This is a genomic window from Oceanobacillus luteolus, from assembly GCF_042678205.1.
Classification (GTDB): Bacteria; Bacillota; Bacilli; order Bacillales; family Amphibacillaceae; genus Oceanobacillus; species Oceanobacillus luteolus.
This window is the reverse complement of record NZ_JBHUDE010000049.1, coordinates 115,131-130,701: the sequence shown is the minus strand read 5'-3', so window position 1 is coordinate 130,701 and position 15,571 is coordinate 115,131. Positions and strand designations below refer to the sequence as shown.

The 15,571-nt window shown below is 36.6% G+C and carries 16 protein-coding genes; all 16 read left to right on the top strand.

The genetic code is table 11. The annotated features are described in order from the left end of the window. The first annotated feature begins 411 nt into the window (after nucleotides 1–411). The 16 genes from ACFSBH_RS12050 (at nucleotide 412) to ACFSBH_RS11975 (ending at nucleotide 15,430) form a co-directional block, all read left to right on the top strand. Nucleotides 412–1,344 (top strand): D-alanyl-D-alanine carboxypeptidase family protein, encoded by a 933-nt coding sequence (locus ACFSBH_RS12050; RefSeq protein ID WP_379597707.1) that lies wholly within the window; start codon nucleotides 412–414, stop codon nucleotides 1,342–1,344. Beyond that, complete coding sequence (locus tag ACFSBH_RS12045) at nucleotides 1,338–1,922, top strand: nucleoside recognition domain-containing protein (RefSeq protein WP_379597705.1); 585 nt, start codon at nucleotides 1,338–1,340, stop codon at nucleotides 1,920–1,922. Before ACFSBH_RS12050 ends, ACFSBH_RS12045 begins: the two co-directional genes overlap by 7 nt. Nucleotides 1,923–1,924: 2 nt before the next feature. Next, nucleotides 1,925–2,455: a spore maturation protein gene (locus ACFSBH_RS12040; RefSeq protein ID WP_251510242.1), complete on the top strand. Its 531-nt coding sequence runs from the start codon at nucleotides 1,925–1,927 to the stop codon at nucleotides 2,453–2,455. Between the two features lie 119 nt (nucleotides 2,456–2,574). After that, entirely contained in the window at nucleotides 2,575–3,297 is a 723-nt protein-coding gene (locus tag ACFSBH_RS12035; RefSeq protein ID WP_379597703.1) for a pseudouridine synthase, read from the top strand. A 77-nt stretch (nucleotides 3,298–3,374) separates the two neighbouring features. After that, a complete protein-coding gene (gene resA / locus ACFSBH_RS12030; RefSeq protein WP_379597701.1) occupies nucleotides 3,375–3,947 on the top strand; it encodes a thiol-disulfide oxidoreductase ResA in 573 nt (190 codons plus the stop codon). Between the two features lie 97 nt (nucleotides 3,948–4,044). After that, the gene (gene resB / locus ACFSBH_RS12025) at nucleotides 4,045–5,682 is read left to right on the top strand and encodes a cytochrome c biogenesis protein ResB (RefSeq protein WP_379597699.1); all 1,638 of its coding nucleotides are present in this window, start codon (nucleotides 4,045–4,047) and stop codon (nucleotides 5,680–5,682) included. 45 nt (nucleotides 5,683–5,727) lie between these two features. Then, nucleotides 5,728–6,918, top strand: coding sequence for a c-type cytochrome biogenesis protein CcsB (gene ccsB, locus ACFSBH_RS12020; RefSeq protein ID WP_379597697.1), 1,191 nt, complete (start codon nucleotides 5,728–5,730; stop codon nucleotides 6,916–6,918). A 175-nt stretch (nucleotides 6,919–7,093) separates the two neighbouring features. Then, complete coding sequence (locus ACFSBH_RS12015) at nucleotides 7,094–7,813, top strand: response regulator transcription factor (RefSeq protein ID WP_251510247.1); 720 nt, start codon at nucleotides 7,094–7,096, stop codon at nucleotides 7,811–7,813. Further along, nucleotides 7,813–9,588 (top strand): ATP-binding protein, encoded by a 1,776-nt coding sequence (locus tag ACFSBH_RS12010; protein WP_379597695.1) that lies wholly within the window; start codon nucleotides 7,813–7,815, stop codon nucleotides 9,586–9,588. The genes ACFSBH_RS12015 and ACFSBH_RS12010 overlap by 1 nt, the downstream gene beginning before the upstream one ends. Nucleotides 9,589–9,608: 20 nt before the next feature. Beyond that, nucleotides 9,609–10,019 carry a DUF4430 domain-containing protein gene (locus tag ACFSBH_RS12005; RefSeq protein ID WP_251510249.1) on the top strand — a complete coding sequence of 137 codons (411 nt, stop codon included), beginning with the start codon at nucleotides 9,609–9,611 and terminating at the stop codon, nucleotides 10,017–10,019. A 151-nt stretch (nucleotides 10,020–10,170) separates the two neighbouring features. Further along, a complete protein-coding gene (locus tag ACFSBH_RS12000) occupies nucleotides 10,171–10,698 on the top strand; it encodes a sigma-70 family RNA polymerase sigma factor (protein ID WP_379597692.1) in 528 nt (175 codons plus the stop codon). Nucleotides 10,699–10,701: 3 nt separating this feature from the next. Further along, nucleotides 10,702–11,637 carry a hypothetical protein gene (locus ACFSBH_RS11995; protein ID WP_379597690.1) on the top strand — a complete coding sequence of 312 codons (936 nt, stop codon included), beginning with the start codon at nucleotides 10,702–10,704 and terminating at the stop codon, nucleotides 11,635–11,637. A 299-nt stretch (nucleotides 11,638–11,936) separates the two neighbouring features. Next, complete coding sequence (locus ACFSBH_RS11990) at nucleotides 11,937–13,028, top strand: YpbB family protein (RefSeq protein ID WP_379597688.1); 1,092 nt, start codon at nucleotides 11,937–11,939, stop codon at nucleotides 13,026–13,028. Beyond that, nucleotides 13,021–14,553, top strand: a complete 1,533-nt coding sequence (locus tag ACFSBH_RS11985) for a RecQ family ATP-dependent DNA helicase (RefSeq protein ID WP_379597686.1) — start codon at nucleotides 13,021–13,023, stop codon at nucleotides 14,551–14,553. The genes ACFSBH_RS11990 and ACFSBH_RS11985 overlap by 8 nt, the downstream gene beginning before the upstream one ends. Then, the gene (locus ACFSBH_RS11980; RefSeq protein WP_379597684.1) at nucleotides 14,550–15,131 is read left to right on the top strand and encodes a CPBP family intramembrane glutamic endopeptidase; all 582 of its coding nucleotides are present in this window, start codon (nucleotides 14,550–14,552) and stop codon (nucleotides 15,129–15,131) included. Before ACFSBH_RS11985 ends, ACFSBH_RS11980 begins: the two co-directional genes overlap by 4 nt. Beyond that, a complete protein-coding gene (locus tag ACFSBH_RS11975) occupies nucleotides 15,128–15,430 on the top strand; it encodes a hypothetical protein (protein WP_379597682.1) in 303 nt (100 codons plus the stop codon). Before ACFSBH_RS11980 ends, ACFSBH_RS11975 begins: the two co-directional genes overlap by 4 nt. The last annotated feature ends 141 nt before the right edge of the window (nucleotides 15,431–15,571 follow it).

Here is a 15,571-nt window from a genome sequence, read left to right as displayed (position 1 = left end):
ATGAACCAGCTTCTTCTTCATGATGAACTGAAAGATAGGGTGTTAAAGTACCTTGAGTAAATGGGGACTTACACACTTTATTTGACAAGCCCGATAACAATGATAATCCTTTTGAAAATAATTAAAATAGACTCCTTTTATGAAGGCCAAGCCTTTCTTACATGGCCTTTTCATTGGAGTCACCCCATATTTTCCCTCTGTAAACCTCAGTAAAGTCTCTTCCCTTCGTTCTGACTACAGCCCAACGTTACAATCTAACTTAATATACATAATAAATAGCACTACAATACATCTATTAAAAAGTCATCGATTTCCGACTTATAATCATCTGCGAAAACAAATTCCTTTGCATATAAGGAAATCCTCGTTGCATAGAATGAATTAGAGAACGAAGCTAGGAGGATTATTGGCATGCGAGTAGTGTTGGGAATTTTATCAAGCGTTTCGCTGTTTTTCTTATTCCTTGGAAGTGGACAGGCTGCCCCAGATGTTTCTGCAGAACATGCAATATTAATGGATGCGGAACGGGGTGAAATATTATTTGAAAAAGAAGCTTTTGAAGAAAGTCCTATTGCAAGTATAACTAAAATTATGACAGCAATTCTTGCTATTGAATCCGGCAAAATGGAGGAAACAACGACTGTATCGAGAAAAGCTGTTTATACCGAAGGCTCATCGATTTACTTAGAGCAAGGTGAAAAAATTAAAATTAAAGATCTTGTATACGGTTTGATGCTACGTTCTGGTAATGATGCAGCAGTTGCTATAGCTGAGCACATAGGTGAAAGTGAAGAGGGGTTTGTCTATTTAATGAATGAAAAGGCAAGATGGCTTGGCATGGACAACACCAACTTCAAAAATCCTCATGGTTTGGATGACGAAGAACATTATTCCAGTGCGTATGATATGGCAATTTTAACAAAAGAAGCAATGAATAATGAACATTTCAAAGAGATTAGTGGAGCAGTAAGCTATTTATCGGAAAATCGATCGTATAGTTGGCGGAATAAACATAAACTTGTCACAGGTTACTACTCCCATGCCTCCGGAGGAAAGACAGGATATACAAGACGGACGGGCAGAACATTGGTGACAACTGCAGAAAAGGATGGAAACTCTTTGATTGCTGTAACCTTAAATGGACCAAATGATTGGAACGATCATATTTCACTCTTTGAATGGGGCTTTGATGAATTGGATGAAAGGAATGATAAAGAAGGTGAAGAATTAAAGTTAAATGATTCAGAGTTTGATGATACGGCGTTTGTTCAGGAACCGAACAACCGACTTATGTCATCTCTCTCTTCTGTCTTCCGGAAAATGGTAGGGATCGAACCATGGTAAACTTAATTTGGGCATGTATGATAATTTTTGGCATCCTGTTTGCTATATTCAATGGGACGATGGACGAAGTCAATAAAGCAATTATTGAGAGCGCAGGTGAAGCAGTTACATTATCGATAGGTTTAATTAGTATTCTAGTATTCTGGCTTGGTGTAATGAAAATTGCAGAAGCCGCGGGGATTTTAAAAGTTATCACCAAAATCATGCGACCGATGATTGTTAAAATTTTTCCTGAAATACCAAAAGACCATCCGGCAATGGGCTATATTCTCTCCAACTTCACTGCAAACTTTTTTGGATTAGGAAACGCTGCAACACCTTTGGGAATAAAGGCGATGCAAGAAATGAAAAAGTTAAGTGGTTCTGATGTCGCTTCTCGGTCGATGATTACCTTTTTGGCAATAAATACTTCCAGTCTCACACTAATACCAACGACAGTCATTGCGATTCGGATGCAATATAATTCCACTTCTCCAACCGAAATCGTCGCAACTACATTAATAGCTTCCCTTGCTGGTGTCACAAGTGCTGTGTTGATCGACAGGTACTACTATAAAAAAGAGTCTCGGAGGAAATAGCTATGAGTTGGATGACAACACTCAGCATGTGGTTTATACCTTGTTTTCTACTAATTGTGTTAGTTACAGCATCCTGGAAAAAACTTCCCAGTTATGAATTGTTTGTTGAAGGAGGAAAGGAAGGTGTCAAGATGGCATTTTCTTTACTTCCTTTTTTAGTAGGTATGATTGTAGCTATCACCATTTTACGAAGTTCTGGTGCATTAGATGCTTTGATAGGCCTCCTGGCACCTGTCCTGACTTTATTGGGATTTCCACCAGAAGTCCTGCCCCTCGCATTAATACGACCGATTTCAGGTACAGCCGCCCTCGGTATGACAACTGAATTGATTCAAACCTATGGCCCTGATTCTTTTATTGGGAGAGTCGCTTCCACTATGCAAGGAAGCACGGATACCACGTTATATATATTGACAATTTATTTTGGTGCGGTCGGAATCAAAAGAATGCGATACGCACTTAAGGTTGGACTATTAGCGGATTTGGTTGGTATAATTGTTTCGATTGTGATAGTTACACTCGTATTTGGATAAGCTAATTTGTAGCGTTTAATGTATTAAACGCTATTATTGTTTTATTAAAAAGAACTCATTCCAATGAATTGTTACGAGCTGGTGTATCGAAATAAAATAAATTATAGGATGATGATGAAATGGCGGAAGAAAGACTACAAAAAGTGATTGCACAAAGTGGCCTTACGTCTAGAAGGAAAGCAGAACAATTGATTGTAGAAGGTAAGGTTAAAGTAAATAATCAGATCGTAACCACTTTAGGAACTAAAGTGGGCCCTCAAGATGAAATTGAAGTGGATGGTGTACCTCTTGAAAAGGAGGCTCCAGTATATTACATGTTGTACAAGCCGAGAGGTGTCATCTCGAGCGTCAAAGATGATAAAGGCAGGAAAACAGTACTTGATTTTTTCCCGGAAGTTGAAGAAAGGATTTACCCGATTGGCCGTCTCGACTATGACAGTTCAGGTCTTATACTGTTAACAAATGACGGGGAGTTTGCAAATCTACTGATGCACCCTAGTCATGGAGTCGAAAAGGTCTATGTTGCAAAGCTCCGGGGAATACCAAGTAAAGAAGAGCTCGCTCAGCTTAGAAAAGGTGTGAAGTCAGATAAGGATTTGCTAAAAGCGGTTCGGTACAAAATATTGTCCGTAGATCGTAAAAAGAATTCCATGTTATTAGAGTTGACTTTAATCGAGGGCAAAAATCGACATGTGAGAAGAATGATGGAAGCGCTCGGGTATCCAGTACAAAAACTTAAGAGGGAAAGGTATGGCAACCTCACCTTGGATGGTCTGGTGCCTGGTGAAACTAGAGCGTTGACTCCGAAAGAAGTGAAGCAAATCAGAAATAAAGCTACATGAAATTGTACCATTTTAGACACAGTATTTACCATTGGTCATCGGTATGATAATGGTATAATACACTGGGAGTGATTTACTTGAATTTAGAGAAAGCGCATCAAAAAAAGCAAAGGAAAAAACGCAACAGACTGATATATAGAGGAGCTATTTTGGCAGTACTTGTTGGTGCACTTGTTTTTGCGATAGTCACTAATCTTCAAAAAGATAATACGGTGTATAGGGCTGGAGATCAAGCACCAGACTTTCAATTGCAGCAGATTAGTGATAATAACGAATTGGAGACGGTTCGCTTAAGTGATTTGGAAGGTAAAGGAGTAATGCTGAACTTTTGGGCTACATGGTGTAAACCATGTGAAGCAGAGATGCCCTATATGCAGGAATTATATCCTGAATATAAGGAGAAAGGTGTAGAAATTGTTGCTGTAAGTCTGGATAGTACAGAACTTGTCGTTGACCAGTTTATCGATCGTTATGATCTGACATTCCCTATTCCTCATGATCGCAATGGAGAAATTAGGGATTTATATAAAGTTGGTCCAATTCCAAGTACATTTTTCATTAGCCCAGATGGTGAGATAAAGGATATAGTAAATGGGGCGTTAACCTTAGATTTATTGGAAGGTTATTTGAACGAAATTACGCCCGAGTAAAGGAGCTTGTAATTAGCTTAGCTTATTATTCTATCAAATGGATGCTTAAGTGATAAGTCTATTCCAAGTTTGATATGAACAACTGAGAGGGATGCAAATGAATAAGATTAAGTGTGAATGTGGGCATGTGAATCCAGAGGGAACGGTACTTTGTGAAGCATGCGGAAAACCGATTGAAGGCAACCAGCATATCGATGGAAATGATAAAAAGATGCTCCTTAACATGCGTTATGAAGGTACCGCTCGTCGTTCGCAGACATATCGGAAATCATTTATCGATAAAGTTTGGAGTTTTTTCTCTTCTGTGAAAGTAGGGGTTTGGCTGATTGTCGTTGCATTAGTTGCATCAATGATTGGAACATTGTTTCCGCAATCGCAATTTATTCCGGCAAATGCAACATCACGTGACCCAGCAATTTATTATGAAGATCAATTTGGATTAATCGGTAAAATTTATTATCAACTAGGATTCCATGAAATGTACGATTCATGGTGGTATTTAGTTTTATTAGGTTTGATTGGTGTATCATTAGTTATTTGCAGTCTTGATCGCTTTATACCATTATATAAAGCATTGAGAATTCAAAAACCTAAGAGACATGAAACTTTTCTTAATAGACAACGTTTCTACAGTGAGACCGAAAAAGTATCTCAGGAAGAAATAGAACAAGTTAAAGCAAAGTTGAAGCAACAACGTTATAAAATTACTGAAGAGAACGGACATATTCTTGCGGAAAAGGGAAGATTCTCAAGATGGGGTCCGTATGTCAATCATATTGGGCTAATTATCATACTGCTTGCAGCAATTTTACGTACGACACCAATTATGTTTACAGACGAATATGTCTGGGTAAGAGAAGGGGAGACTATTGTCATCCCTGGTACAAAAGGTGAGTATTATATTGAAAATGAACAATTCTTATTAGAAATGCATGACCCAGATGATGATCGTTTTAGGGATGCTATTGCTTCGGGTGGAATGGTAGCAAGCAATTACCAAACCGATGTTGTGATTTATAAGGCTAAACAAGACATCCCAGGTGCAGAACCAGAACTAGAACCTATTTTAGATGATTCTATTCAAATGAATAAACCTGCAAAATTTGATGGCTATACGTTATATCAGTCGGGGTATCAGCAGAATGAATTTCGAAGTATGACGTTTAAAATTCATGAAACAAATGATGAAGAAGCAACTGCCATTGACTCATTTACAATCGATTTATTTAACCCGGAATCCGAATACATATTAGACAGCGGTTTCCGAGTAGTGCTTGACCAATATTATCCTGACTATTATTTAACGGATGAAGGAGTACCAGCATCTGAAACCAATTACCCTAGAAACCCAGCATTTGTCGTAGTCGTTTATCCACCAGATGCATCTGAGCCGGAAGTGAGTTTCTTAGGAATTGGTAGAAATATCGATGCGACGGGAGAAAATGATTATAAAGTTGCAATACAAGATTTTGATACCCATTATGTTAGTGGACTGACGTTAAGAGTCGACCGTACACTTATATTCTTTGGTATTGGTGCTGCAATTTTCATGATTGGTGTCATCCAAGGTATGTATTGGCAACATCGAAGAGTTTGGATTCATCCAAAAGCTGATGGAGTCTTGCTGGCTGGACATACAAATAAAAACTGGTTCGGTTTATCAAAAGATATAGAGAAAGCTATTGAGCAAACGAATATAAAAATGGTTGAAGATAGACAAGAACTAGACAAATAACTACCTATTTGTCTAGTCCACTAACTTCTTTAGGAGGGTGTTTTGATGGATTTAGTAAGTCTTAGTGGCAATTTGTTATATGCTGCTTTTATTTTATATTTAATAGCGACGCTATTCTTTGGGGCGACCATTCGCCAAAAAGATAGTAAAGTAAAGAAAAAAGGAATATCAGGGAATATCGCAATCACGATAACTATACTAGGTTTCTTATCCCATTTTGGATATTTTATCACAAGATGGATGTCTAGTGGACATGCACCATTAGGCAATATGTTTGAATTTGTAACTTTCTTAGGAATGGCAATGATCCTGGCATTTATCATTATCTATTTTATGTATCGACTTAGCTTTTTAGGACTATTTGCATTACCGATTGCAATGTTGATCATCGCATATGCAAGTATGTTTCCATCGGAAGTTGCTCCACTTGTACCATCTTTGAATAGCCACTGGTTATATATTCATGTTTCAACAGTGGCAATTGGACAAGGTATTTTATTTATTAGTTTTGTTGCCGGGTTGATGTATTTAATAAAGGAAATCGATCAGTCAAAACGTACGAGTAAAAATACTTGGCTGGAGGTTATTCTTTACACAGCATTCCTATTTATAGGCTTTATCGTAATAACTACAGTATTTAATATAATGGGATATAAGGCTACTTTTGAATATCAGGAAGGAACGCAAATGGTTACTACTGAATACCACTTACCGGCAATTGCGGCTCCGAATAATGGAGTCTTAATTACTGAAGAGGTAATGGAGCCTTGGTTTGAAGCACCGACTTGGATGCAAGGTGCGGATGCTGGAAGGAAATTTAATACCGTTATTTGGTCGGTATTTAGTGGAACAATTATTTATCTATTAACCGTTCTTATATTAAGAAAACGTGTAGGAGCAGCATTACAACCATTATTGAGAAATGTAAAAGCAGATTTTTTAGATGAAATTATGTACCGGGCAGTTGCTATCGGATTCCCTATATTCACTTTAGGAGGCCTCATATTTGCAGCTATTTGGGCACAAATCGCCTGGGGAAGATTCTGGGGCTGGGACCCGAAAGAAGTATGGGCATTGATAACTTGGTTCTTCTATGCAGCGTTTCTCCACTTACGATTATCCAGAGGTTGGCATGGTGAAAAATCAGGATGGCTTGCTGTAGTAGGTTTCGGTATTATAATGTTCAACCTTATTGTAGTTAATCTGGTACTTGCAGGTTTACATTCTTATGCATAAATAAAAGAGACAAAGCGCTATTCTACGGAATGCTGCCGCCTTGTCTCTTTTCTTATACTTTTTTACTATATTCATTTATAATAATAGATAATGGAATAGGATATGGATTATTGAATGTTCTTACTTTCCTACTAAATTTTTGAATGATGGAATAGAGTTTATAGGGGGTTTATGAATGGAAAAGGACTTAAAAATATTAGTTGTAGATGATGAAGATAGAATACGCAGATTGGTCAGGATGTATCTAGAAAGGGAAAATTATATTATTGATGAAGCTGATAACGGCCATGACGCATTAGAAATGGCTTTAGAGGAAGATTATGATTGTATTATTCTTGATCTAATGATGCCGGAAATGGATGGTATAGAGGTATGTGAAGAACTAAGAAAGCATAAAACAACTCCGGTTATTATGTTGACGGCAAAAGGAGAGGAATCCAATCGAGTTCAAGGATTCGAGGTTGGGGCCGACGACTATATTGTTAAACCATTTAGTCCAAGAGAGGTTGTATTAAGAATTAAAGCAATTCTTCGGAGAGTCGGTACTTCTACATTTACTAATGCAGATGGTTCGGCCAGGGATGTCCTCGTATATCCTCACTTAACTATTGATTACGATGCTCATCGGGTAACTGCAGATGATCAAGAAGTGAATTTAACTCCGAAAGAATACGAACTGTTATGCTTTTTAGCGAAATCTCCCGATAAAGTATTTACACGAGAAACCTTATTAAAAGAAGTATGGCAGTATGAGTTTTTTGGTGATCTAAGAACCGTTGATACTCATGTGAAGCGACTTAGAGAGAAATTGAGTTCTGTCTCAGAGAAGGCTTCAAAAATGATTGTTACTGTTTGGGGTGTAGGTTATAAATTTGAAGTTGTTGAGGGAGAATAATGGTCTGGCGCAATAATATTGTCATTAAATTGGCATTAACGATTATTCTTCTAGTTTTCTTTGTTTTATTTATTCTCTCCTTACTGTTAATGCAGTTCTTTGAAAATTTTTATATCCATGAAGCGGAAGCAACTATGTTGGAAACCGCTTCGAGGGTTGCGACGATTATTGATCAGCAAGATAATCGTACATTTATCCAAGAATCTGCTGAACTATTTAAAGATCCTTCCGCTCGTATCGCAATTCTGTATCCTACGGGTGACTATTGGTTATCAACTAGCACAGACAGTGAATTGAGTGATATCAGCTTGTATTGGATCAAGAACAAACCAGAACTATCGGAAGTTTTTACGTTAAATCGTGAAGTGAAAGAACTGGTTGTTCTACCAGAACAAGATACGACTGCGATTATAGTGGGTAAACCGCTTCTAAACGAGGGAGCGGTATTTATCTACCAATCACTTGATGTGATTAATCAAACAAAAGCAGAAACCCAGAGAATCATTCTTATAGCTGCAGGCTTTGCAATTGTATTGACTATTTTCTTTGCAGTCTTCCTCTCAACGAGGATTACTTCACCATTAATTAAAATGCGTGAAGCAGCAGCAGACTTGACAAGAGGTGAGTTTAATACAAAAGTTCCAGTGTTGACTCACGATGAACTCGGTGATTTAGCACGTGAATTTAATCGTATGGGGAGACAATTAAAATACCACATTAACGCATTGAATCAGGAAAAAGAGCAGCTTTCAAGTATCGTTAATTCAATGGCAGACGGAGTAATCACGCTCAATCGTAATGAAGATGTGATCGTTATTAATCCGCCTGCAGAAAAGTATATTGAAGATTGGTATTTTGAAAACAATATTAATCCAAAAGATCTTAATCAGAAATTGCCAGATGAATTAAGACAAGCATTGCAGAGAGTTATTGAAGGTGAATCTGAAATCGTGCGGGAGATGCATATGCAAGGAAGAGATTATGTTATGCTCATGACTCCATTATACGATGAAAACCATGTACGTGGTGCGGTAGCTGTAATTAGGGATATGACGGAAGAGAGAAAGTTGGATAAGCTGCGGAAAGACTTTGTGGCAAATGTCTCTCATGAATTGCGTACACCAATATCTTTATTGCAAGGCTACAGTGAAGCAATTGTCGACGATGTTGCTGAAACAAAAGAAGATAAAAATGAACTTGCGGCAATCATTCATGACGAATCGTTAAGGATGAGCAGACTTGTTAATGAGTTATTGGATTTGGCAAGAATGGAAGCTGGACATATTCAATTGAACGTAGAGACATTAGAAATTGAAAAGTATATCCAGAGAATCATAAAAAAATTTCAACCAATTGCTGAAGAAAATCAAGTAGAGCTGAAGCTTACGATGAAAGTTGAAAAAGGCGAGGTAACATTCGATGGAGACCGAGTGGAACAAGTTTTTACCAACTTGATTGATAACGCAATCCGCCATATTGGTGAACAAGGGTATGTGCACGTTTCAGTTGAAAGTGATGAATCTGAATTCCGCGCAGAAATTGCTGACAATGGAAGTGGTATTCCTGAAGAGGATTTACCGTTTGTTTTTGAACGATTTTATAAAGCAGATAAGTCACGTACAAGAAATAAACAGAAAAAAGGTACAGGTCTTGGTCTTGCAATCGCTAAAAATATAATCCATGCCCACCAAGGAAAAATTAGGGTGAAAAGTAAAATAGAACAGGGAACAACCTTTAGTTTTACAATCCCTCAAACTAAAAAAGAAAAGAATTAAAGTGAGGTTTAAACAAGCACATGAATAAATTGTTCATCAAATCAACTATTATCTTATTAATTTTAATATTGCTCAGTGCCTGTGGTGATGAAGAAAATACATCACCTATTGTCAGTACCAATGATACTGATAGTTCAGAGGAAGTGCCGGAAAATGCTGTACGACTAACTATTTCCATGTACGATGGGCAGCAGTTCATTAATGAGCAGCAAGTCGAAATTGAAGAAGGAGCAAATCTACTTGAAGTTCTCGATCAAACATTCTACATTGAAACTGATGAAAACAATGAACTTACTTCCATTGAACGAATGAAGGTCAGTGAAGAAGAAGATACAAGTTGGCATTTGTTCGTAAATGATGAACTTTCTGATATACCTGCTAAGGATTACATACTTAGCGGAGGAGAGAAAATTGTACTAGATCTGCAATAATCAATCGGGCGGTGGGATTCACCGCTCGATTTTTATTTCTTAAATAATGTAAGGATTCATATTGGAAGTTATTGTGTTCTCTGATAAAGTAGGTAAAAACTGAAACACTTTTTCTTAGATATCGTCTAATGGAGGGAATTGGGGGAAGCAGATGAAAGCTCTGTTTAATAACTTCTATGAGAAATATCATCATGATCTTTATAATTTTGTGTATTATATGGTCAAGAATAAGAACCTTGCAGAGGATCTTGTGCAGGAAATATATATTCGTATATTTAGATCCTATGGTAGCTTTCGTGGTGAGGCAAGTGAAAAGACATGGGCTTTTTCCATTGCTAGAAATGTCATTTATGATTACTTTCGAAAAGAAAAACGGAAGCGTAACTATGCAAATCAAACTGTAGACTGGGACGAGATGGCAAGCATTGTGACGATCGATCAAAAATTGCCGGATGAGTTGCTTATTGAGGATGAAGATATCCAACTCATCTATCGATTACTTGATGAATGCAGCTTGAATCAAAAGCAAGTGATAGTTCTGCGATACATACAAGGATTTACTCTTAAAGAAACCTCAGAAATGTTGGATATGTCCATAGGTAATGTAAAAACACTACAACACAGAGGTATCAACAAGCTAAAAAATTGTATGAAGATAAAAAACGGAAAGGAGGAATGAAAGATGGCTTCAGATGATAGAGAGGTAAAAGAGTTACTAGGACGCTTACCAACAGTCGAAGATGGTTTAGATAAAAAAGAGTTATTTGAACAAATATCTATTGCTTTATCAGAAGATGAGCAATCCATGAAGAAAAAGAAGCGACTTTTACCGATTCTTTCAGTTGCAGGCATATTCATTCTGATAATTAGCATCCCATTCCTCCTCAACACCAATCACGGAAAGATGTCCATGGAGACGCAGGATTCCGCAAATGACGCACAAATATATAGCGGAGCAATAGAGTCGTCAGATGGAACAAATAATGAATCTGATCAAGTTGAGTCTATGGACGAAAATCTCATCATGGATAATAGCCAAATCGGAGTTATCGAGCAAGTGCCATCCGGGCGAAAAATCGTCCATTTCAATATTTTTAATCATTCTAGAGATTATGTAATACCGGTAGCGTTGATTGTTCCGGAAGCAGAAGATAGAGATTATCATAGCGAGCAAATGAAAGAAATACTGTATTCCTATGATTTATTGCAAGATGAAGATTACATTCAAGAAAAAGACTTAACCGACCAAAAAGCCAGTTTTATGCTTTATAAAGGAAAATATTATGTCAGTCTACCACAAGATAGTAAAACAATATATGATGCGTTACGTATGCTGCAACAGATAAATCCTGGAACTTATTTAGAAAATACAATCAATCCTTCAGTGGACTTTACGGTTACTGAAGAGGGGGAGCTGTTGATCGTTCAGTTTGAAATAGGGACTTTGAAAGTTGAGGATATTACAACCCAGATGATAGACTCCATATTGCTGACTGCAAAAAGTTATGGATTCTCTAAAGTGCAATTTGAACATATACCAGTTGAAGAGATTGGGGGGTATCAGTTTAATTCTCCAATTGAAGTCCCGGTTGCAGCAAATCCCATCCTATTACAATGAGTGGTTGCAATGCTTGTACAAATGATACCTTCAGATCAACTCTGTTTTTAAATCAGAGTTGTCTATTGACAGTAAAAAGTACGAAAGCTTCATAGAAGTCTTCGTACTTTTATTGTCCACTCTTTTTTTAAACACTTGGCGAATCATGTATTCTAAATTATAATATGTAATACCCATGATTGTTCAATCATGATATTCTTATTTCCTACTCATGGATTTTTTCCTCATCTTTACTTATACATATCTTCCTATCGCTATTCTCTAATTAATATTTACTAGTACTTTCAGATGGATTGGATGTGAGTTGCTTGATCTTTACCGGAATAATCTTAACGATAGCAAAAAATATAAGTCAGGAAAGAAGTGTTTCAAGCATATATCATTTATTAGTTGGTAGTAAAAACATCCAAACTATACAGGATGCATATATTTTTGGCATCCAAAATTATTATGGAGTTTACAAAGGCTTGGAAAAAAGCAGATTCGATGAAAAGATACAAGAATTAACACAGCTCGGGTTACTGATAGAAAAAGCAAGAGAAAACAGCCGGAAATTCATGGCTTATACAGAACAGGCGGACTATTGGCTATCAGAGCACCAACAGAGATTACCATTACATTATTTCCAAGGCATAGTCTATGAAGAGAAAGCATCCTTATTTTATGAACGTCTACTACTATTAATTCAAACTTTAAGTAATGTAAAAGAGAATAATTTTAATTTCATTCCTGTCATTCATCAATCTGATGCTGAGAGTTTTGTCAGGAATGTATATAATCAAAAAAAAGCTAATAAAAATCAGTACATACAAAAGTTATATGAAGAGTTGGTCGATTTATTAGAAGATTTACCAGAAGTAGAAGCAAATCTATTTGTTGATCGGCTTTCTGGATTTGGGCATTATGGTAAAAGTATCGAACAATTGGAAACAACTTATAATAAAAGCAAGGACGATGTCATATTAACCCTTGTGGGAGTCAGCCATCAATTTATTCGAAAGATCGAGTCGGAAAAAAATACATATCATGTACTTTTTGAAATGGTAGCTGATCTGCAAACTCCATCCAGATTGACAGATTCAGCCAGGAAAACTTATGAACTATTTTTACGAGATTTTACACCGGAAGAAATAGCGCATAAACGGCATTTAAAATTGAATACGATATACGATCATTTAGCCGAAATAGCACTTTATGATTCAGCATTTCCATTTTCATCTTTCGTTACCGAAACAGAAGCAGAAGAAATTATGCATGCTATTGAACATACTGAATCATATAAGTTAAAGGTGATCAAAGATGCTGTTCCAAGCGATATAAGCTTTTTTCAAATTCGATTGATGCTTGTATTCAAACATAAATTTAGGGAGGGAGGCGGTCAATTTGTCTAAAACAATGCAATTGGAGCAAAAATTGGAGCGGTATTTTCAATATGATCAGTTTCGAAAAGGTCAACGGGAAATTATTGAAGATGTCCTTCAAGCGAAGAATGTATTGGGAGTCCTACCTACAGGGTCCGGTAAGTCTATCTGTTATCAATTGCCCTCCCTGTTAATGGATGGTCTCACTATCGTAGTTTCTCCCTTAATATCCTTAATGATTGATCAGGTAAAAGAACTAAGAGCAAAAAACTTTAAACGAGTTGTAGCGTTAAACAGTTTGGTCGGCTATGGAGAAAGGCAATTTATTTATCAACATCTCAACCAATACAAATTGTTATATATATCACCAGAACTATTACAACAGGAACCATTTATTAAAAAGCTGTCTTCCATAAAAATCAGTTTATTTGTCATCGATGAGGCTCATTGCATTTCCCAGTGGGGGCATGACTTCCGCCCGGATTATCTAAAACTGGGAGCTATAATTAAACAATTGGAAAGTCCGCCAGTTCTTGCTTTGAGTGCCACTGCAGCACCAGCTGTTCAAGAAGATATTATAGAGAACCTGCATTTAAAAACGATAACGAAACACATATATCCAATGGATCGTAAAAATTTAACGTTTATTATAGAGAAAGTGTCTACCATTCATGAAAAAATAGAATTGATGACAACATATTTAGGTAAGCATTTGGGGCCCGCTTTAATCTACTTCTCTAGTAGAATTCAAGCAGAAAATATGGTGGAGACATTGAGGAGAATGATGCCATCATTAAAGGTAGCTTTTTATCACGGTGGTATTGATCCGGTGGATAGAATACAGATTCAACAACAATTCATGAATGATCAATTAGATGTTATTTGTTGTACGAGCGCATTTGGAATGGGGATTAATAAATCAAATATTCGACTTATCATCCATTTTCATATCCCTTCTCAAATTGAGGCTTATATTCAAGAAGTTGGAAGGGCGGGAAGGGATGGTAAACCAAGCATCTGTCTGTTGCTATTTGGAGTGGGAGATATTGCAATACCGAAGAACATCATTGAAAATGAATTGCCGCATGAAGATGAAATAAGAGTAGTGATGCAGCAATTGAAACAAATGGGGGAGGAAGGGTTAGAGCTGCCAGTCCGGGATTTAGAATTGTATGAACGCTATCAAATAAGTGAAACAAAATGGAGGTTTTTACGGTTTCATTTCGAAAAACATGGTATGATTATGGCAAAGAATATCGTCTATGATCCCATTCAATGGCAACGAGTATTTCGTCAGCTCAATAAATGGATACAATCAAGAAATTCATATAAAAAACAAGAGTTAGAGGAAATGATAGACTTAGTAGAAACTACAGCTTGTCTAAGGGAAACAATTTATAAGAAGTTTCAAAAAGGATATTCAACACCGATTTTCCAATGTTGCAGCAATTGTGGAATTGATCTTTCGAAATGGGCTCCTTCTGTTAAACCAGCTAGAGACGAGGAAATACCATGGAAGGACAAGCTCAGGAAACTTCTTGTGGGTGGAATATGAAACAAAGTGAATTAATTAAACAGCTCTCAGATAAAGAATTGAAGTTAAATCTTTTGTTCTCACAATTGCTATTCCTTGGCATCTCCATTTTACTAAGTTTGTTTTTATTCGACCATTTTTCTGATTGGTTATTGTTGTTTGATTGGCAGCTGAAGGAAATTTTTTATTTTGGAATTATACCAGCATTTATTATTGTGCTAATTGACATCTTACTAATTAATCTCCTTCCTGATACGGCATTTGATGATGGGGGAGTCAATAGGAGAATATTTGGTGATCAACCGGCTTCTTTTATATTCGGCATTTCATTACTTGTCGCCGTTTCTGAAGAATTACTTTTCAGAGGAGTCATTCAGAGTACATTTGGATATCTGTTCGCAAGTATTCTTTTTGCAATCGTACATATACGGTATTTAAAAAAACCAGTACTATTATTATCCGTATTGCTTGTGAGTTTTTTTATTGGGTATATATTCTCAGTGACTGAGAATTTAATTGTTACAATAACACTTCATTTTATAGTAGACTTTTTATTGGGATTATATATACGCTTCAGAAGTGAGGTGCATTCATATTGAGTATACAACCTGGAAATAAGGATGAGGATCAGGCAAATGAGTTGAGTCAGATTTTTGATGAGATTGAAAGTGGAAATGAAAAGCATGAAGAAACAATTGTTCTGAAAGAAGATAATGAAATTGATGTCTTAAACTTGCCTCCCAGAAAAGAAATACATACAAAGAACAATCGGTTTAGGCTTAAATTCAGCAGACCATTTATTCGTTTTGCTTTCGTGATTTTTATTGTTGCACTAAGCATATGTATTGCTTTATATATTTGGCAGGATGAATTTACTTCTCTGTTGCATAGACTTTAATAAAGCTGTGGAACGATGGGTAGTGCACTACCTAAAAATTAAATAATTGCATATAGTATTAGTATACATTCAATGATTAACCGGAGCGATTTCGACCATTGTATGTTAAAGTGGGATATTTTTACGTAAGGGGGATACTGT

Coding starts and splice junctions, on each gene's coding strand:
- ACFSBH_RS12040 (WP_251510242.1), top strand. CDS start 1,925: ATGAGTTGGATGACAACACTCAGCATGTGGTTTATACCTTGTTTTCTA.
- ACFSBH_RS12000 (WP_379597692.1), top strand. CDS start 10,171: ATGAAAGCTCTGTTTAATAACTTCTATGAGAAATATCATCATGATCTT.
- resB (WP_379597699.1), top strand. CDS start 4,045: ATGAATAAGATTAAGTGTGAATGTGGGCATGTGAATCCAGAGGGAACG.
- ACFSBH_RS12015 (WP_251510247.1), top strand. CDS start 7,094: ATGGAAAAGGACTTAAAAATATTAGTTGTAGATGATGAAGATAGAATA.
- ccsB (WP_379597697.1), top strand. CDS start 5,728: ATGGATTTAGTAAGTCTTAGTGGCAATTTGTTATATGCTGCTTTTATT.
- ACFSBH_RS12050 (WP_379597707.1), top strand. CDS start 412: ATGCGAGTAGTGTTGGGAATTTTATCAAGCGTTTCGCTGTTTTTCTTA.
- ACFSBH_RS12035 (WP_379597703.1), top strand. CDS start 2,575: ATGGCGGAAGAAAGACTACAAAAAGTGATTGCACAAAGTGGCCTTACG.
- ACFSBH_RS11995 (WP_379597690.1), top strand. CDS start 10,702: ATGGCTTCAGATGATAGAGAGGTAAAAGAGTTACTAGGACGCTTACCA.
- ACFSBH_RS11980 (WP_379597684.1), top strand. CDS start 14,550: ATGAAACAAAGTGAATTAATTAAACAGCTCTCAGATAAAGAATTGAAG.
- ACFSBH_RS12005 (WP_251510249.1), top strand. CDS start 9,609: ATGAATAAATTGTTCATCAAATCAACTATTATCTTATTAATTTTAATA.
- ACFSBH_RS12010 (WP_379597695.1), top strand. CDS start 7,813: ATGGTCTGGCGCAATAATATTGTCATTAAATTGGCATTAACGATTATT.
- ACFSBH_RS12045 (WP_379597705.1), top strand. CDS start 1,338: ATGGTAAACTTAATTTGGGCATGTATGATAATTTTTGGCATCCTGTTT.